Origin of the sequence: Actinoallomurus vinaceus (assembly GCF_039542055.1) — a bacterium.
GTDB lineage: Bacteria > Actinomycetota > Actinomycetes > Streptosporangiales > Streptosporangiaceae > Actinoallomurus > Actinoallomurus vinaceus.
This window is the reverse complement of sequence record NZ_BAABHK010000001.1, coordinates 1-16,700: the sequence shown is the minus strand read 5'-3', so window position 1 is coordinate 16,700 and position 16,700 is coordinate 1. Positions and strand designations below refer to the sequence as shown.

The window sequence follows — 16,700 nt, the reverse complement described above, 5'->3', positions numbered from 1 at the left end:
TCCGCGCCCCCGGTCATTCGGCCGGGGGCGTTCGGCATTTCACGCCGAAAAGGTCACGACGACCGGGTCACGCCGGCCAGGTCACCCCTGCCAGGTCAAGCCGACCAGGTCACGCCAGCCAGCCGTCGCCGAAGTCTTCGCAGGCGTTCACGAGAGCCTCTTCCGAACGGGCGCGGATCGTGATCCAGGCCCGCTGGTCCTCCCGTACGAGGACGTCCAGGCCCGCGAACCACCGCGAGCCGGGCAGCTGCCCCGACGGGTACTCGGGGAGGGGCAGGCGGGCGTACCGCTCGAGCACCTCGAGGTCGTCCTCGTCGACCTCGCGATAGTCGGCGAGCGTCTCGTCGGCGTGCAGGGTCTCCGACAGCACCATCTCAACGCAGGTGAGGGAGAAGGAGTCCAGCCACGGCTCCCAACTCTCGGCGTCCTCATCGGCCAGGTCGGGCCGCATGAACACCGCGGGGTCCGGGCCGTCGAACCGGACGCCCCACCGGGCCGCGCCCTGGTTCTCGTCGCGGAACACCAGCAGCCCGTCGTGGACGTACAGCTGCTTCGGCTCGAGCAGCTCGTCCTGGTTGCTGGTCAGATCCCCGCGCCGGCCGAACAGCGCGTACGCCTCCCGCACCGCGGCGGGCAGGGTGACGCCGAGCCGCGTCTCGGCGGCGTTCAGGTCCGCGTCGTCCCAGCCGTCCGCGTCCGTGAGCGGTGTCGCCCACGCGGCCGCGAACCCCTGGATGAACCGCCACGCACCGGTACGGTCCTCGACACCGGCCAACTCCGCACGCACATCGAACGCATCGACCATGCCGGGCACCGTACCCGAGCGGTACGGCACCCGGCAGAGCGAACAGGTGACGATCCGGTCGCGGATCGCGGCCCTGCGGCCAGACCCGGGACAGGCCTCAGCCGTCGATAGAGAGCATGATTCGGGCGGTTCGCGCGCAACCCGGCTCCGGCCTTCGGGAGAGAGAGGGCGTCAGCAAACCCGAAAACGGAGAGTGACGCATGAAGGGACACAGCGGCCCATGGCCACGGCGAGAGCAGTGAGCCAACCCAGGGAGGAGCCCGACGATCCGGCACTCGTCGCCGCCTCCCTGAGGGACCCCGAGTCGTTCGGCGAACTGTTCCGCCGCCACGGGCCACGACTCCACGCCTACATCAAGCGGCGCCTCGGCCCCACGCTGGCCGACGACGTCGTGTCGGAGACGTTCGCCACCGCGTTCCGGCGCCGGGAGGGGTTCGACGACGGGCGCGCGGAGTTCGGCGCGTGGCTGTGGGGCATCGCCAGCAAACTGATCGCCCATCACCACCGGCAGGAGACCCGCATGTACCGGGCGTTCGCCCGGACCGGTGTCGACCCCGCCGAGGCGGGTGTGGCCGAGGCGACCGACGATCGTGTGGCGGCCGCCGCACTCGGCCCTCAGCTGGCCAAGGCCCTCGCCTCGCTGAACGCCCAGGACCGCAACGCCCTCCTGCTCCTCGCCTGGGGCGATCTTTCGTACGCCGAGATCGCGGCAACGCTGGACCTGCCCCTCGGCACCGTCAAGGCCAAGATCCACCGAGCTCGGAAGAAGCTCCGCAAGGCCCTCCCGGAGGCGAAGAACGATGGATGAGATCGACGCTCTGCGGCAGATGCGGCCGGCGCTGGCCCGCGAGGAGAACCCGGACCGGCTCGCCCTGCGCACCAACTGGCGCTCCGGCCCCATGCCGCACTCGCGCGCCCGTCGCCGGCTCATGGTGCCGCTGATGGGCCTGGTCGCGGCCGGCGCGGTGGCCGCTGGATCCGTGGCCGTCCTCTCGGACCCGGGCCGGCACACGCCCGACCGTACGGTCCCGCTTCGCACGGGCACCAGCGGCAACGCACTGCTGGTCGCCGCGACCAACGCGGAGAAGGCGGCGCCGAGCGGCGCGTACTGGCACACCAGGCGCATCGACGGAACGATCTACGCGGTCGGCAGGACCAGGGCCGATCACTACAAGATCGAGTCGAAACAGCAGTACGACAGCTGGGTCGGACGCGACGGCAGAGAATCCAGGAACTACAGCGACCTGCCCGCCCGCCCGTGGACCGCCCAGGACAAGGCGAAGTGGCAGCGGGCGGGATCCCCGATGACGGTCCAAGTTCCGACCGCCGACGGGCCGGGGGTCCTGTTCCTGAACCCGAAGTCCCCCGTGGGGCCGCCGCATCCGCGACCGATGAAGGGCAACGAGGTTCGACGGTTCTACGGCATGACACCCGCGCAGATCGCCAAGCTGCCGACCGAGCCGAAGGCGCTGGAGAAGAGGCTGCTCGCCCTGCGCGGCGACTGGCACGCGTACTCTTCGACGGCCGTGAAGGAGCGGCTGGGTGCCCTGCGGGGCGAGGAGCGCGTCCGTGCGCTGAGCGACGTGGCCGGAGACCTACTGGCCGACGCCCCCACCCCGCCGAAGGTACGGGCGGCGGCGTTCCGGATGCTCGCCGCACAGCCCGGCGTCCGGGCGGGCGGCACGGCGACCGATCCCCTGGGGCGCACCGGAACGGTGATCTCCCTGCCGCTGGAGACGACGGTCCCCCTCGGCATCTACACCGCGCCCAAGCAGCTCGGCACGTACCGGCGTCAGTGGATCATCGACCCGGGCACCGGGACCCTCCTCGCCGTACGGGACCTCGTGGCGACGCCGCCGCACGGCAGCCGGAGACTCCCTCCGGGCGACGACGGCAAACCCCGCACCCTGAGGGTCCAGGACATGCCCGACCGGTTCCACCGGCCCGGGGAGGTCTCCTCGTACGAGGTGTACGCGATCGCGGAGTGGACGAACTCGGGACCGAATCGTCCCTGAGTGCTCGGGAGGGGACCTGGCCGTCACGGCGGCAGGTCCCCTCCGTGTGACACGCCGCGAGGGGTCGAACGGCGCGCAGCGGGTATGGCCGAAGCAATGGCGAACCCTCGAGGAGGCACCGAGTCGATCGGCCGCGAACCGAAGGGACGGGTGAGCTGACATGTCGACCTCTGTGCACGACACCGGCATCCGACGGACCGCCGTGTCCGGGGACACCTCGATCGGCCGGCTCGTCGGCGAGGCGACCGCCGACCTGCAGAAGCTGATGCGGCAGGAGATGGCGCTGGCGAAGGCGGAGATGCGCCAGGAGGCGACCAAGGCCGGAAAGGCCGCCGGGCTGTTCGGCGGGGCGGGATTCGCGGGCTACATGGTGGTGGTGCTGCTGTCGTTCGCTGCGGCACTCGGAATCGGCCACGTGCTCGACATCGCCTGGGCTTTCATGATCATCGCAGGGATCTGGGCGATCGCCGGAGCGGTCATGTACGCCATGGGACGCCGCCGGATGCGGTCCGTCTCCCCCACCCCGCATCGGACCGTCGAGACGCTCAAGGAGGACGCCCACTTGATGCGGCGCCCGACCGCCGCCGCCCGGGCGATCCCCGCTGAAACAGTCCCGGCCGAGCTGACCGCGCCGGCCCACCCGCGTTGGCCGACCGACGTCGGCCAACCGTAACGACCAACGCCGTGGCCCTCCAGGGACTCCTGGAGGGCCACGGCGTCAGCGGTCGATCACGACAGATGCCGGGCGCGGGTCGCGGTCGCCCGGAGTGATCCCTATTCGGGCAGGTCCCAGCTTTCGATCTCCACGTCGCTGAGCGGGACGACGCACCAGATGGCGTCCTGCATCGTCGGGCAGATCAGCGCGACCTTGTCGACGCCCGTGATGCGGAACGGACGCTCGACGCACGGCACGAGGCCGAAGTAGGCGATCGGGACGCCCCGCCGCCTGGACAGCTTCTCGGCCGCGACCACGGCGTTGAGCCCGGCCGCGGAGAAGAACGGCACCCCGCTCATGTCCACCAACAGCGGCCGGTCTGCGGTGGTGACGAGCTCGATCAGACGCCCCCGGAACATATGCCCGGTGAAGGCATCGACCTCACCGCGCGGCATGGCGAGGGTGTAGTCCTCACACTCCAACGCGAACATGTCCAGGGCAACGTCCATGGGACCTCCAGTCCGGAACACCGTGGGGCACCCGTGACCATCACAGCATCGCGCGATTACTGATCGTTTCCAAGAGGGTGACGGATACCGTCCACAGCGCGGCGCGCTAATGACGCACCATGCCCGCTTCGTGAGTTCGCAAACCCCCCGCTGGTGCGGACATCACGACGTCACCGCCCGGCAGAAGCCGCCAAGTCCCCGGAGTGATCGAACGGCACGCATCGCACGAAAATTCCGGTTTCTACCAAGAATCGCCGTAGTCGTCGGCATCGAGCGCGTGGGCGTCGTCTCCCAGGTGAAGATCCGGCTCGGGGCCGAGAAGGATCACGATGCTCTCCAGGATGGCCTTCAGCATGCGCGCTCGCCTTTCCGCGACAGGCCCCGGCAGGACGCGGTGCCGGCCCCGCAGCGGGTAGTGATCACGAAGGAGTGCTTCGGGCGCACCCGGTTGTTACGCCCCCTTCCGACCCGTTCTTGACCGAAGCGGCACACGCGGTTCCCCGATCGGGCATCGAATCCGTCCGCCGGAGGTGCCGTGCGGCCTCAGCCGAAGGTCGGAGCACGCCCCGATCCCGGGTACTCCCGGCGAGCGATGCCCCAGGAGCCCGGGTTCTGTAACGATCTCCGTAGCGGCATGCGAGTGCGCGTGCCCGCGAGCGCCCCGTGTCCTCCGCTCCCCCGTGAAACCGGAGTTTCGATGAAGCGTTCGTCCGTCGTGACGGCGACCATGGCCGCCACCACCGTTCTGACCTCGGGTTCCGCCGCGGTGGCGGCGGAACGCGCCCCCGTCCCTTCCCCCGCCTGGCGCGACTGTCACACCGAGAACACGCCGCCTCAGCTGGAGTGCGCCACCATCACCGTGCCGCTGGACTGGTCCCATCCGGGCGGGCAGCGGATCACCCTGGCGCTGAACCGCCTGCGGGCAACCGACCCGGCGCACCGTCTCGGGTCGCTGCTGGTCAACCCCGGCGGCCCGGGCGGATCCGGCACCGCGGTGGTCGCCCAGGGCGGGATGCTGCTCGGAACGCCGCAGCTCAAGCCCCTGCGCGAGCGTTTCGACCTGATCGGCTTCGACCCGCGCGGAGTCGGGGACAGCACCCCCGTACGCTGCTCCACGCCGGTGTACGACCCGGCCGCCCCCACCCTTCCGAAGACGGCGGCGGAGTACCGGCGGCTGACGGAGAGCGACCGCCGCCACGGAAGCGACTGCCTGCAGGCGACGGGCCCGCTGCTCCGGCACGTCGACACGATCAGCGCCGCACGCGACGTCGACGCGATCCGCGCCGCGCTCGGCGAGTCACAGATCTCCTGGCTCGGCGTCTCGTACGGCACCGAGCTCGGCGCCGCGTACGCCCGGCTGTTCCCCGGTCGGGTGCGGACGATGGTGCTGGACGGCGCCGTCGACCACACGCGCTCGGTCGCCCGGGACACCGTGGACGAGTCGGCGGCGATCGAACGGGAGTTCCACCGGTTCGCACAGTGGTGCCAGGCCACGGCCGACTGCCCGCTCCGCGGCCGGGACATCGTGGCCGACTTCGACGCCCTGACGGCACGGGCCGACAAGGGCGAGATCGTCGATCCGGCCCGCGGACGCCCCATCACCGCCGCGGAGGTCACCGCCGCCACGTACTCGTACCTGATCTTGAAGTTCCTGTGGCCCCAGCTCGCGACGGCCCTGGCCGACGCCGAGAAGACGCCGTCGAATCCGGCGGCGCTGGCCCAGGGGATACAGGACGACCCGAGCTACACCTCGTACCGTGCGATCGGGTGCCACGACTTCCCGCCGCGGCTGCGCGGCTTCGCGGACCTGCGGGCCCGGCTGACGCGTGTGAAGAAGGTGGCGCCGCACACGTGGCGCTACTCGGAGATGTGGGACGTAACGGCCGGGTGCAGCGGCTGGCCGGTGCCGGCGGCGAACCCGCCGCGCCCCGAGCGGGTCACCGGCGCCCCGACGATCCTCGTCGTCGGCAACACCTACGACCCGTCCACCCCGTACGTCTGGGCGCAGGCGCTGACCCGGCAGATCGACGGCGGCCGGCTGCTGACGTACGACGGGGACGGGCACACCGCCCTGTACAACTCCTCCTGCGCCCGTACGCACGAGGTCGACTACCTGATCACCGGCCAGGCGCCTCCGGCCGGCACGGTCTGCCACGTCTGATCCGCGCGGCAGGGACGGCCGCGAGATTGTGAAAACGGTTTTCGTTTCCTCTATAGTCGGTGCCGTCGAAACGCCATCGCACATCGTATTCACATCGCTACGTTGTGCGATACCAGCATCGGCCGCACCCGGGAGGAAGCATGAAGGTCGCGTTCGTCGGCAAGGGCGGCAGCGGCAAGACGACCCTGTCGTCCCTGTTCATCCGTCACCTGGCGGCCGCCGGCGCGCCGGTCGTGGCGGTGGACGCCGACATCAACCAGCACCTCGGCGTCGCCCTCGGCCTTCCCGAGCGGACCGCCGCCGCGATCCCGGCCATGGGCGCGCACCTGACCGCGATCAAGGAGTACCTGCGGGGTGAGAACCCCCGGATCTCGTCGGCGGCGGCGATGGTGAAGACCACGCCGCCGGGCCGCGGATCCCGGCTGCTGCGCCTGGGCAGCGACGACCCGATCCACTCCCGGCTGACCGTCCCGGCCGCCGGAGCCAGGCTCATGGTGACCGGGCCGTTCAGCGACGAGGACCTGGGCGTCTCCTGCTACCACTCCAAGACCGGGGCGGTCGAGCTGTACCTCAACCACCTCCTCGACGGCCCCGGCGAGTACGTCGTCGTCGACTGCACCGCCGGCGCCGAATCCTTCGCCTCCGGCATGTTCACCCGCTTCGACCTGACCTTCCTGGTCGCCGAGCCCACGCGGAAGGGCGTCGCGGTGTACCGGCAGTGGACGGAGTACGCCGCCGACTACGACGTCGCCCTCCGGGTCATCGGCAACAAGATCCACGGCCCCGAGGACGTCGCCTTCCTGCGCGAGCACGTCGGCGACGCCCTGCTGTGCTGCGTCGGGCAGTCCGGCGCCGTCCGCGCCATGGAGCAGGGCCGCCCGTTCGACCTCGACGACCTGACCGAGCGCGACCGTGCCGCGCTCGCCACACTCCGGACCGCCGTCGACGCCCGCCCCAAGGACTGGCCGAAGTTCACCCGCCAAGCGGTCGAGTTCCACCTCAAGAACGCCCGCGCCTGGGCCAACGCCGCCACCGGCCAGGACCTCGCCGCCCAGATCGACCCCGACTTCACCCTCACCCCGGACAGGCCTGGTTCGGCGGATCTCGAACACGCTTACGCGGCTGCCTTCCAGGAGTGGGACGTCAACGGCGAGACCGAGCTCTGGGATAGGGCCGCGTCGCGGCCGTAGTCGCCCACGCCGGTGACGGCCCCGCCGAGGCCGCGCCTGACACCGCGCGCGATGCGCATCCGGTGACTGGCCTGATTCCCTACCCATGGGGTAGGCAGGAAAGGTGCGCGTCGGGCAACACTTGCACGATCTCCGCCCGGCATGGCAGCCGGCTCATGCACTGGTGGTGATACCCCTCGCGTTCATCTTGGTGATCACGGTGGCGGACGTCCTGACCCCGCCCTCGGTCCACCTGGGGCCGCTCCTCGTCGTGGCACCCGCGCTCACGGCATCGTTCGGGGGCCCGATGATGACCGGGTTGATCGGCGCCGTGGCGGTGGTGGCGCAGGTGGTCATCGCCTTCCTGCACGGCGGCATCGGCACGCTCAACCACCAGGCGCAGATCGCCGCGCTGGTGGCGGTCTCGTCGCTCGTGGTCGTGTTCCGTTATCTGCGCGAGCGTCACGAGCGGCAGCTCATCCAGGTCCGGTCGGTGTCCGAGACCGCACAGCGGGTCATCCTGCGCCCGCTGCCCGGCAGGATCGGCCCCCTGCGGATCACGTCGATGTACGTCGCCGCCACCGCGGAGGCCCACATCGGCGGTGACCTGTACGCCGCCGCACGCACGGCGGGCGGCACCCGCCTGCTCATCGGCGACGTACGCGGCAAGGGCCTGGCCTCCGTCGGCGACGCCGCGCTCCTGTTGTGCGCCTTCCGCGAGGCGTCGCACCGCCATTCGACCCTGCCAAGGCTCGTGGCGCACCTGGAAGGCAGCGTGTGCCGGAACCTCACCGAACTCGCGGAGACGAACACGAACAGTTCAGAGTGCTTCGTCACCGCCGCCATCACCGAGATCCCGGACGCCGAACCCGTGGTGCACGTGATCGACTGCGGCCATCCGCCACCACTGCTGCTGCGCGGCGGCGAGGTGCTGACCCTCCAGCCGGACCAGACGGGGCCGCCGCTGGGGCTGGGCGAACTCGGTGTCGGTGAACATCTCCCCCAGGCGTTCGCCTTCGAACCCGGCGACATCCTGGTGCTCTACACGGACGGCGTCATCGAGGCCCGCGACGGTTCGGGGGAGTTCTATCCTCTCGCCGAGCGCCTGCCCATGTGGGCGGGCCAGGATCCCGAGGCCCTCGTCCGGCTGCTCCATGACGATCTCCTCGGTCACGTCGGCGGCAACCTGAGCGACGACGCCGCGGCGATCGTGGTCCAGCGCCTGCCCGCCGGGCCCGCCCCTCTCCGGCGTGCCCCGGGGAGTCGCCTTCGGCCGTGACGCTCAGCGCCGCCGGTCGTGCCGGGCGGCGGCGACGGCGACCTGGCCGAGGCTGATCCCGCCGTCGTTCGGCGGCACCCGCTGGTGGGTGAGCACCCGCAGGCCGTGGCGTTCCAGGCCGTCGGCGACCCGGCCCAGCAGGAGCCGGTTCTGGAAGACGCCGCCGGACAGGGCGACCGTGCCGATCCCCGTCGCGGCGGACAGCCGTCGGCACGCGGTGACGGTGGCGTCGGCGAGCCCGTGGTGGAAGCGCGCGGCGACGGTCGCGGCCGGAACGCCGCCGCGCAGGTCGGCGACGACGGCACGGACCAGGTCACCGACCCGGATGACCAGGGGGTCTCCGTCGTCGATCGCGGCCGGATAGGCGGCCGTCTCCGCGGGGTCGGCGCGCTGCTCCAGCTCGATCGCCGCCTGCCCTTCGAAGTTGATGGCGTCACGGACGCCGAGGATCGCGGCGACGGCGTCGAACAGGCGGCCGGCACTCGAGGTGAGCGGCGAGTTCACGCCGGACCTCGCCACGGCCAGCACGTCGTCCCAGCCGCTCCGATGCCGGGCCTCGACGTCCAGGTCCGGCGGGAGGGCGCCGTCGTACGCCGCGTCCAGGTGGGCGGCGGCCATCCGCCACGGCTGCCGGATCGCGGTCGTCCCGCCGGGCAGCGGCACCGGGGCCAGGAGACCGGCCCGGGAGAACCCCGCCAGGTCGGCGACGAGGAGCTCACCGCCCCAGATCGTGCCGTCGGCGCCGAAGCCGGTGCCGTCGTAGGCGACGCCGATCACCGGGCCGTCCTCCCGGTTGTCCGCGAGGCAGGAGGCGATGTGCGCGTGGTGGTGCTGCACGCCCACGAGCTCCACGTCGTCCAGCGCCAGCGCGTACTTCGTCGACAGGTACTCCGGGTGCAGGTCGTGGGCCACGACACGCGGCGTGACGTCGAACAGCCGGCGGAAGTGCGCGATCCCCTCGGTGAAGGAGCGCAGCGTCTCGTAGTTCTCCAGGTCCCCGATGTGGTGGGAGACGAAGGCGCGATCGCCCTTGGCGAGGCAGAAGGTGTTCTTCAGCTCGGCCCCGCAGCCCAGCACCGGGGACGGCACCGGCCGGGCGAGCCAGACCGGCTGCGGCGCGTACCCGCGCGACCGCCGCAGGGGTCGCTCCCGGCCTCGTACGACGCGGACGACGGAGTCATCGGTGCGGATGTGGATCGGCCGGTCGTGCGTGAGGAACCGGTCGGCGATGCCGGCGAGCCGCTCGTACGCGTCGGCGTCGAGGTAGGCGATCGGCTCATCCGAGACGTTGCCGCTGGTCAGCACGTACGGGCGGCCTAGCTCCCGCGCCAGCAGGTGATGCAGCGGCGTGTACGGCAGCATGATCCCGAGCTCGCGGTTGCCCGGCGCGACCGCCTCCGCGAGCGGCGCGCCGGGCCGCCGGGGAAGCAGCACGATCGGGCGGCGCGGGCCGGTGAGCAGGCGTTCGGCGACCGGGTCGAGCAGGCAGAGCCGGCGGGCGGCCTCGAGATCGGGGACCATGACGGCGAACGGCTTGTCCTCACGGTGCTTGCGCGAACGCAGCCGCCGGGCCGCCTGCTCGTCCCGGGCGTCGACCGCCAGGTGGTAGCCGCCGAGCCCTTTCACGGCCAGGACCCCACCCGCCCGCAGCACCTCCACCGCCGCCACGATCGGATCGCCGACCGCGTCCCACTCCCCGGAGGCCGACGCGCCGCGCAGGGTCGGGCCGCAGGCCGGGCAGCAGGTCGGCTGGGCGTGGAACCGCCGGTTCCCTGGGTCGTGGTACTCCGCCGCGCAGTCCTCGCACAAGGCGAACCCGGCCATCGTCGTCACCGGCCGGTCGTACGGCACGTCGCGGATGATGGTGAACCGCGGCCCGCAGTTCGTGCAGTTGACGAACGGGTAGCGGTACCGCCGGTCGGCGGGGTCGAACAGCTCGGCGAGGCAGTCGGCGCAGGTCGCGACGTCCGGGGAGATCAGCGTCTCGCGAGTGTCCTCCCGGCGGCTCGGGGCGATGCGGAACCCCCGCTCGCCGCGGACCGGGAGCCGCGTCGCGGTCATCCGGCGGATCATCGCCAGGGGCGGCGGGTCGTCGCGCAGCCCCTCCTGGAAGCGCGTCAGGGCATCGGGTGGCCCCTCGACCTCGACGAAGACGCCGTGGGCGTCGTTGCCCACCCATCCGGCCAGATCCAGCCGCCGGGCGAGGGAATGGACGTACGGCCGGAAGCCGACCCCTTGCACGATCCCCTCGACGCGGATCAGCAGCCGAGCGGACGTTGATCGCATACGTCGAATGTTGCCCACGGCGTGGCAGCCCCGAGACCTGCCCGCTACCGCCGTGGCCGAGAACTTAACGACCGCGCGGATGCTTTACCTCCGGTTGTGCGAGACAGGGTGTTCTCCCAGAGCGACATGGACATAGCGTGACGGTACGGATCCGGAATGGAGTGTGCACATGACCGTGACGCCACCCATGGAACGGGTCAGTCAGGCGTTCGCGAGGCGTGAGACCGCCGGCCGGATGCTCGCCGAAGACTCCGGGCGGGTGGCCCGCGCGTGCCAGGACATGGCGGTCCGCTTTCACCGCGGCGGCAAGCTGATCGCCTTCGGCAACGGCATGGCCGGCACGGACGCGGCGCACGTCGCCGTCGAGTTCATGCATCCGGTGATCGTGGGCAAGCGGGCGTTCCCCGCCATCGCGGTGAGCAATGACGCGGCGGCCATCACGGGGGTGGCGTGCAGCGAGGGGTTCTGCGAGGTCTTCGCCCACCAGGTGCGCCAGTGGGCGGCACCGGACGACATCGCCCTGGGGATCTCCGCGGGCGGTCAGTGCGTCGACGTGCTCCGCGGCCTGGAGGCAGGCCACGACCTGGGGCTGCTCACCGTCGCGCTGACCGGCGGGGACGGCGGGATGCTGGGCCACAGCCCGGCGATCGACCACCTGCTGATCGCGCAGAGCGACGACCCGGCGATCGTCAAGGAGGTCCACGTGACGACGTACCACGTCCTGTGGGAGCTCGTACACGTGTTCTTCGAACAGCCCGGCCTGCTCGGCCCCGAGGTGATCGGGTGACCGAGCGCGGCCCGTGTTCGGAGGAGGTGTGCATCACCTGTTCCGACGAGGCCGTACCTGTCACGGTGGTGCGCCTGCTCGACGGCGACCTGGCGGTCGCCGACGTCGGTGGCGGCAGGCACGAGGAGGTCAGCGTCGCGCTGGTCGACGCGGCCGTCGGCGACACGATCCTGGTCCACGCGAAAGAGGCCATCGCGGTGGTGGCGCGGGGTGATCGGCGCTAGGTCGGGGGGAGCGGCAATGACCGGGAGTGAGCCACCGGAAGGGATGCGGGAGTTGTACCCGTTCCTGTATTCGGGAGAGTCCGAGATCGAGACGGTGCTGGGCGAGGTCGGCCGGTCCACCGCGGAGAAGGCCGAGGAGATCGTACGGCTCCGGCGCGAGGTCGCGGAGCGGTCGGGGGTCCTGCTCGCGGAGTGCGCCGAGGCGATGGCCAAGAGGTTCGCCATGGGCGGGCGGCTGTTCACGTTCGGCAACGGCGGCAGCAGCACCGGCGCGGAAGAGGTCGCCGCCGCGTTCTCCTACCCGTCGCGTGGGCAGTCCCTGCCCGCGCTCTGCCTGACCACCGACGTCGCGCTGCTGACCGCGCTGTCCAACGACGTGGGCTTCGAGGTGGTGTTCGCCCGGCAGCTCGCCGCCCTGGGCGGCACGGGCGACATCGCGCTCGGCCTGTCGGTGAGCGGCGAATCGGTCAACGTCCTCCGGGCGGTCGAGGAGGCGGCCCGGCGCGGGATGCTCACCATCGCGCTCGTCGGCTACCCGGGCGGCAGACTCTCCGAGCTGTCGTCCCTCGACTACCTGTTCGTGATCCCGTCAGCGTCCGTCCTCCGCATCCAGGAAGCGCAGACGACCGTCTACCACGTCCTGTGGGATCTGACGCAGCACGCCCTCGGGAACTCGGTCTGAGGAGGTAACAGCAGAGGAGGCGGGCGATGGCTGAGCCGCGGTTCGAATGCGTCGGGGCGCGGGTGGACCCGTACGCCGCCTCCCCGACGCTCGTGCTGCGGCTGCGGATCACCGACGACGCGCCGGGCGGCGTGCATGTCATCGCGCTGCGCTGCCAGATCCGGATCGAACCGGCGCGGCGGCGGTACACGGCGACCGAGGCCGAGCTGCTCGCCGACGTCTTCGGCGCGGTCGCCCGCTGGGGCGAGACGCTCAAGGCGATCCAGCTCGCCACCCTGTCGACCATGGTGCCGGGGTTCACCGGGACGACCGAGGTGGATCTGCCCGTGCCCTGCGGGTACGACCTGGAGGTCGCCGCGGGCAAGTACTTCGCCGCGCTCGACGAGGGCGAGATCCCGCTCCTGCTGCTGTTCAGCGGCACCGTGTTCGCCCGCGCGGACCGCGGGTTCGCGGTCACGCCGGTGCCCTGGGACCGCGAGGCGCGCTACCGGCTGCCCGTGGCGCTGTGGCAGGAGCTGATCGACCTGTACTTCCCCGGCACCGGCTGGCTGCGCCTGCGCCACGAGACCCTGCGGAGCCTGCTGCGGTACAAGTCCGCCCGCGCCGTCGCGACCTGGGACGAGGCCGTCGAACGACTGCTGGAGGAGGCCGGGCCGGGAGGCGGCCCATGACGATCCTGGTCGCGGGCTGCGGGAACATCTCCCTCGGCGACGACGGCTTCGGCAGCGTGGTCGCCGGCCGGCTCGCCGCAGCGCATCTGCCCGAAACCGTGAAGGTCAGCGACTTCGGCATCGGCGGCATCCACCTCGCGTACGAGCTGACCGGCGGGTACGCCATGACGATCCTGCTCGACGCGATGCCGCGCGGCGGCGACCCCGGGACGCTGTACGTGCTCGAACCCGCCCCCGACGAGGTCACGGGCGGCTTCGTCGACGCGCACGACATGACGCCCGAGGCCGTGCTGGCCCTCGCCGCGACACTGGGCGGCCCGACCGGGCGGGTCCTGATCGTCGGTTGCGAGCCGGCCGACACCTCCCCCGGCATGGACCTGAGCCCGCCGGTGGCCGGCGCCGTCGCCAGGGCCACCGAACTCGTCCTCGACCTGATCTCGTATGAGCTCGCGGACCCGGAGGCGGGGCCCTGGACCGGAAGGAGGGGTGATCGATGGTGAAACGCCTCAGGCACTACCCGAAGATCCGGCGGATGTGAGGAGCACGCATGCACGAATACGGAATCGCGGAGGCGGTCCTGCACGCCGTGGAGCGGCGCGCGGCCGGCCGCCCGGTGCGCCGGGCGCGCGTACGGGCCGGGGCGCTGCTGCGGATCAGCGAACCCGCGCTCAACCAGGCGTTCGTCCTGGTCTCCGACGGGACGGTGGCCGACGGGGCGCACCTGGAGGTGATCGTCGACCCGGTGCGGATGACGTGCGGCCGGTGCGACCGGACCACGGCCTCGGACGGCCTGTTCGCGATGTGCCCGGCCTGCGGCAGCACCGACCTGGCGATCGAGGGCGGTGACGGTCTCGTCCTGGAATCCATCGAGCTGGTGGAGGCGGCACATGCGCCCGGGAATTCCCGGCGAGATCGCGCGGATCCGTCCGGCTCGCCCTGACGGCGCTGCTGCTGGACGCCTGCCCGGACGGGCAGGTCCGCTTCCTGCGAGCCGCGACGCGCGGCGGCGCGACGATCCTCCACGAGATCGCCGAGGCGTCGGGAGGCGTCTCGGCGACGTTCCCGTCTGGCGGAAGGCGAGCCACTCCTCTCGGAGCCAGAAACGTAGGGTTGGCGCGAGAGGAGTGGTGATATGCGCGAGGTTGTGGTGTGTTCACCGGTTCGTACGCCGGTTGGGCGTTTCGGCGGTGCGTTGAAGGACGTCAGCGCGCAGGAGCTGGCGGCGACGGTGATCCGGGCGCTCGTGGAGCGCACCGGCGTCGACCCCCACGAGATCGGCGACGTCATCCTCGGCAACTGCAATCCGAACGGTGAGGCACCCGCCATCGGCCGGGTCGCCGCCCTTGACGCGGGCCTGCCGGTGGAGGTCGCGGGCGTCCAGGTGGACCGGCGATGCGGATCGGGGCTGCAGGCCGTCCTGAACGCGGTGATGCAGGTCGCGACCGGCGTGAGCGACACGATCATCGCGGGCGGCGCGGAGAGTATGAGCGGCGTCGAGTACTACGCCACCGGCCTGCGCTGGGACCGGCCCGGAGCCGAGATCAAGCTGATGGACCGGCTGGCCCGCGCCCGCGTCACGGCGGGCGGCGAGCACCACCCGGTGCCGGGCGGCATGCTGGAGACCGCCGAGAACGTCCGCGAGCGCTATGAGATCAGCCGTACGGAGCAGGATGAGCTGGCGCTGCGCTCCCACGAACGGGCGGTGCGGGCACAGGACAAGGGGCTGTTCGCCGACGAGATCGTGCCGGTGGAGGTTCGCGACCGTAAGGGCGTGCGGGTCGTCGACCGTGACGAGCACCCGCGGGCGGACACGACCCTGGAGCGGCTGGCCACCCTCAAGCCGGTCATGCGCGTGGAGGGGGCCACGGTCACCGCGGGCAACTCCAGCGGCCAGAACGACGGCGCGGCCGTCTGCCTGGTCACGACGCGGAAGCGGGCCGACGCGCTCGGCCTTACCCCTCAGGCCCGGCTGGTGTCCTGGGCCGTCGCCGGCGTCCCGCCGCACCTGATGGGGCTGGGCCCGGTGCCCGCCACGGAGAAGGCGCTCGCCCGCGCCCGGCTGAGCCTCGACGACATGGACCTCATCGAGCTGAACGAGGCGTTCGCCGCGCAGGTCATCGGCGTGCTGCGCGAGTGGGGGCTCGACGAGGCCGGCCTGGCCAAGTTGAACGTCAACGGCTCCGGGATCTCGCTGGGTCACCCGGTCGGCGCGACCGGCGCGCGCATCCTCTCCACCCTCTTGTACGAACTGCGCCGCCGGGACGCCCGCTACGGCCTGGAGACGATGTGCATCGGCGGCGGGCAGGGCCTGGCGGCGGTCTTCGAGCGGATCGCCTGACCCCGCGTGCGAGCATGACCACGGAGATCGGATCTAACCCAGGAGGAGCCATGGGTCTGCTGGAGGGACGGAGCGCCGTGATCACCGGGGCGGCGCAGGGGATCGGGCTGGCCATGGCGCAGGTGTTCGCCGAGAACGGCGCCCGGGTGGTGATCGGAGACCGCGACCTCGACGCCGCCCGGGCGGCGGCCAAGGAGGTCGGCGGCATCGCCGTCGAGTGCGACGTCACGTCGGCCGCGCAGGTGTCGGCGCTGGTCGATCGGTGCGTGGCGGAGTACGGCGGGCTCGACGTCATGGTGAACAACGCCGGGATCACCCGGGACGCCACCATGCGGAAGATGACGGAGGGGGACTTCGACGCCGTGATCGACGTCCACCTGAAGGGCACCTGGCACGGCATCCGCGCCGCCTCGCTGGTCATGCGGGAACGCGGCCGAGGCGCGATCGTGAACGTCTCGTCCATCTCGGGGAAGGTCGGGATGGCCGGCCAGACGAACTACAGCGCCGCGAAGGCGGGCATCGTCGGCATGACCAAGGCCGCCGCCAAGGAGCTCGCGCACCTGGGCGTGCGGGTCAACGCCGTGCAGCCGGGGCTGATCAGGACGGCGATGACGGAGGCGATGCGGCCGGACGTGTGGGAAGGGAAGATGCGGGAGATCCCGATGGGGCGGGCGGGAGAGCCGGTCGAGGTCGCGAACGTCGCGCTCTTCCTCGCCTCGGACCTGTCGAGTTACATGACCGGCTCCGTCCTGGAGATCGCCGGCGGACGTTTCATGTGATCGCCGTCGACGGCAAGTGATCCGGCGGTATTTGCAGACGTAAAAGCCGATTCAGAGCGTCTGCCGCGTAGAGTAGCGTTTAAAACGCAACCCGCCGTCGCGATCCCAGCGTCCCCGGCCTCTGCCGCGCTCCGGTCTCCGGGCGGAGGCCGATGCGAGGCTTCCATGGATGTCACGAACTCCGACCAGCTCACCCGGCGGGATTCGGTGCGCCTGCCGGCCGAGGTGACGAGTTTCGTGGGGCGTCGGCATGAGGTGGCCGAGGTCAAGCGGTTGTTGTCGGTGTCGCGGTTGGTGACGTTGACGGGTCCGGGTGGGGTGGGCAAGACCCGGTTGGCGG

The 16,700-nt window shown here is 71.5% G+C and carries 17 protein-coding genes; 14 read left to right on the top strand and 3 right to left on the bottom strand.

Annotated features, from left to right (window positions below; genetic code table 11):
• Positions 1 to 109 precede the first annotated feature (109 nt).
• Positions 110 to 805, bottom strand: a complete 696-nt coding sequence (locus ABEA24_RS00085; RefSeq protein WP_345427980.1) for a hypothetical protein — start codon at positions 803 to 805, stop codon at positions 110 to 112.
• Positions 806 to 1,043: 238 nt separating this feature from the next.
• Here ABEA24_RS00085 and ABEA24_RS00080 point away from each other — a divergent pair, with 238 nt between their 5' ends.
• The 3 genes from ABEA24_RS00080 to ABEA24_RS00070 all read left to right on the top strand — a co-directional run bounded on the left by ABEA24_RS00080 (position 1,044) and on the right by ABEA24_RS00070 (position 3,493).
• Positions 1,044 to 1,613, top strand: coding sequence for an RNA polymerase sigma factor (locus tag ABEA24_RS00080; protein WP_345427978.1), 570 nt, complete (start codon positions 1,044 to 1,046; stop codon positions 1,611 to 1,613).
• Positions 1,606 to 2,820: a CU044_5270 family protein gene (locus ABEA24_RS00075; protein WP_345427976.1), complete on the top strand. Its 1,215-nt coding sequence runs from the start codon at positions 1,606 to 1,608 to the stop codon at positions 2,818 to 2,820. The genes ABEA24_RS00080 and ABEA24_RS00075 overlap by 8 nt, the downstream gene beginning before the upstream one ends.
• Positions 2,821 to 2,980: 160 nt before the next feature.
• Positions 2,981 to 3,493, top strand: coding sequence for a phage holin family protein (locus tag ABEA24_RS00070; protein ID WP_345427974.1), 513 nt, complete (start codon positions 2,981 to 2,983; stop codon positions 3,491 to 3,493).
• Positions 3,494 to 3,594: 101 nt separating this feature from the next.
• Here ABEA24_RS00070 and ABEA24_RS00065 read toward each other — a convergent pair whose 3' ends face one another.
• Positions 3,595 to 3,984, bottom strand: coding sequence for an STAS domain-containing protein (locus ABEA24_RS00065; protein ID WP_345427971.1), 390 nt, complete (start codon positions 3,982 to 3,984; stop codon positions 3,595 to 3,597).
• Between the two features lie 697 nt (positions 3,985 to 4,681).
• On the opposite strand from ABEA24_RS00065, the gene ABEA24_RS00060 reads away from it, so the two are divergent.
• From ABEA24_RS00060 to ABEA24_RS00050, 3 genes are all read left to right on the top strand, one after another.
• The gene (locus ABEA24_RS00060) at positions 4,682 to 6,145 is read left to right on the top strand and encodes an alpha/beta hydrolase (protein ID WP_345427969.1); all 1,464 of its coding nucleotides are present in this window, start codon (positions 4,682 to 4,684) and stop codon (positions 6,143 to 6,145) included.
• A 140-nt stretch (positions 6,146 to 6,285) separates the two neighbouring features.
• Entirely contained in the window at positions 6,286 to 7,335 is a 1,050-nt protein-coding gene (locus ABEA24_RS00055) for an ATP-binding protein (protein WP_345427967.1), read from the top strand.
• A gap of 163 nt (positions 7,336 to 7,498) precedes the next feature.
• Complete coding sequence (locus ABEA24_RS00050) at positions 7,499 to 8,593, top strand: PP2C family protein-serine/threonine phosphatase (RefSeq protein WP_345427965.1); 1,095 nt, start codon at positions 7,499 to 7,501, stop codon at positions 8,591 to 8,593.
• A gap of 3 nt (positions 8,594 to 8,596) precedes the next feature.
• Here ABEA24_RS00050 and hypF read toward each other — a convergent pair whose 3' ends face one another.
• Complete coding sequence (gene hypF / locus ABEA24_RS00045) at positions 8,597 to 10,879, bottom strand: carbamoyltransferase HypF (RefSeq protein ID WP_345427963.1); 2,283 nt, start codon at positions 10,877 to 10,879, stop codon at positions 8,597 to 8,599.
• Positions 10,880 to 11,048: 169 nt separating this feature from the next.
• On the opposite strand from hypF, the gene ABEA24_RS00040 reads away from it, so the two are divergent.
• The 8 genes from ABEA24_RS00040 (at position 11,049) to fabG (ending at position 16,360) form a co-directional block, all read left to right on the top strand.
• Positions 11,049 to 11,666 carry a D-sedoheptulose-7-phosphate isomerase gene (locus ABEA24_RS00040; RefSeq protein ID WP_345427961.1) on the top strand — a complete coding sequence of 206 codons (618 nt, stop codon included), beginning with the start codon at positions 11,049 to 11,051 and terminating at the stop codon, positions 11,664 to 11,666.
• The gene (locus tag ABEA24_RS00035) at positions 11,663 to 11,890 is read left to right on the top strand and encodes a HypC/HybG/HupF family hydrogenase formation chaperone (protein ID WP_345427959.1); all 228 of its coding nucleotides are present in this window, start codon (positions 11,663 to 11,665) and stop codon (positions 11,888 to 11,890) included. Before ABEA24_RS00040 ends, ABEA24_RS00035 begins: the two co-directional genes overlap by 4 nt.
• Positions 11,891 to 11,906: 16 nt before the next feature.
• Positions 11,907 to 12,572, top strand: coding sequence for a D-sedoheptulose-7-phosphate isomerase (locus ABEA24_RS00030; RefSeq protein ID WP_345427957.1), 666 nt, complete (start codon positions 11,907 to 11,909; stop codon positions 12,570 to 12,572).
• 26 nt (positions 12,573 to 12,598) lie between these two features.
• On the top strand, positions 12,599 to 13,243 hold the full coding sequence (locus tag ABEA24_RS00025) for a DUF6084 family protein (protein WP_345427955.1): 645 nt from the start codon (positions 12,599 to 12,601) through the stop codon (positions 13,241 to 13,243).
• Complete coding sequence (locus ABEA24_RS00020; protein ID WP_345427953.1) at positions 13,240 to 13,743, top strand: hydrogenase maturation protease; 504 nt, start codon at positions 13,240 to 13,242, stop codon at positions 13,741 to 13,743. The genes ABEA24_RS00025 and ABEA24_RS00020 overlap by 4 nt, the downstream gene beginning before the upstream one ends.
• A 47-nt stretch (positions 13,744 to 13,790) precedes the next feature.
• Entirely contained in the window at positions 13,791 to 14,183 is a 393-nt protein-coding gene (locus ABEA24_RS00015) for a hydrogenase maturation nickel metallochaperone HypA/HybF (RefSeq protein ID WP_345427951.1), read from the top strand.
• A gap of 192 nt (positions 14,184 to 14,375) precedes the next feature.
• Positions 14,376 to 15,581: an acetyl-CoA C-acetyltransferase gene (locus ABEA24_RS00010; RefSeq protein WP_345427949.1), complete on the top strand. Its 1,206-nt coding sequence runs from the start codon at positions 14,376 to 14,378 to the stop codon at positions 15,579 to 15,581.
• Positions 15,582 to 15,631: 50 nt separating this feature from the next.
• Positions 15,632 to 16,360: a 3-oxoacyl-ACP reductase FabG gene (gene fabG / locus ABEA24_RS00005; RefSeq protein ID WP_345427947.1), complete on the top strand. Its 729-nt coding sequence runs from the start codon at positions 15,632 to 15,634 to the stop codon at positions 16,358 to 16,360.
• The last annotated feature ends 340 nt before the right edge of the window (positions 16,361 to 16,700 follow it).

Bases quoted from the DNA above. Each gene is read 5' to 3' on its own strand.
- ABEA24_RS00085 (WP_345427980.1), bottom strand. From the start codon at position 805: ATGGTCGATGCGTTCGATGTGCGTGCGGAGTTGGCCGGTGTCGAGGAC.
- ABEA24_RS00075 (WP_345427976.1), top strand. From the start codon at position 1,606: ATGGATGAGATCGACGCTCTGCGGCAGATGCGGCCGGCGCTGGCCCGC.
- ABEA24_RS00070 (WP_345427974.1), top strand. From the start codon at position 2,981: ATGTCGACCTCTGTGCACGACACCGGCATCCGACGGACCGCCGTGTCC.
- ABEA24_RS00065 (WP_345427971.1), bottom strand. From the start codon at position 3,984: ATGGACGTTGCCCTGGACATGTTCGCGTTGGAGTGTGAGGACTACACC.
- ABEA24_RS00060 (WP_345427969.1), top strand. From the start codon at position 4,682: ATGAAGCGTTCGTCCGTCGTGACGGCGACCATGGCCGCCACCACCGTT.
- ABEA24_RS00055 (WP_345427967.1), top strand. From the start codon at position 6,286: ATGAAGGTCGCGTTCGTCGGCAAGGGCGGCAGCGGCAAGACGACCCTG.
- hypF (WP_345427963.1), bottom strand. From the start codon at position 10,879: ATGCGATCAACGTCCGCTCGGCTGCTGATCCGCGTCGAGGGGATCGTG.
- ABEA24_RS00040 (WP_345427961.1), top strand. From the start codon at position 11,049: ATGACCGTGACGCCACCCATGGAACGGGTCAGTCAGGCGTTCGCGAGG.
- ABEA24_RS00030 (WP_345427957.1), top strand. From the start codon at position 11,907: ATGACCGGGAGTGAGCCACCGGAAGGGATGCGGGAGTTGTACCCGTTC.
- ABEA24_RS00025 (WP_345427955.1), top strand. From the start codon at position 12,599: ATGGCTGAGCCGCGGTTCGAATGCGTCGGGGCGCGGGTGGACCCGTAC.
- ABEA24_RS00020 (WP_345427953.1), top strand. From the start codon at position 13,240: ATGACGATCCTGGTCGCGGGCTGCGGGAACATCTCCCTCGGCGACGAC.
- ABEA24_RS00015 (WP_345427951.1), top strand. From the start codon at position 13,791: ATGCACGAATACGGAATCGCGGAGGCGGTCCTGCACGCCGTGGAGCGG.
- ABEA24_RS00010 (WP_345427949.1), top strand. From the start codon at position 14,376: ATGCGCGAGGTTGTGGTGTGTTCACCGGTTCGTACGCCGGTTGGGCGT.
- fabG (WP_345427947.1), top strand. From the start codon at position 15,632: ATGGGTCTGCTGGAGGGACGGAGCGCCGTGATCACCGGGGCGGCGCAG.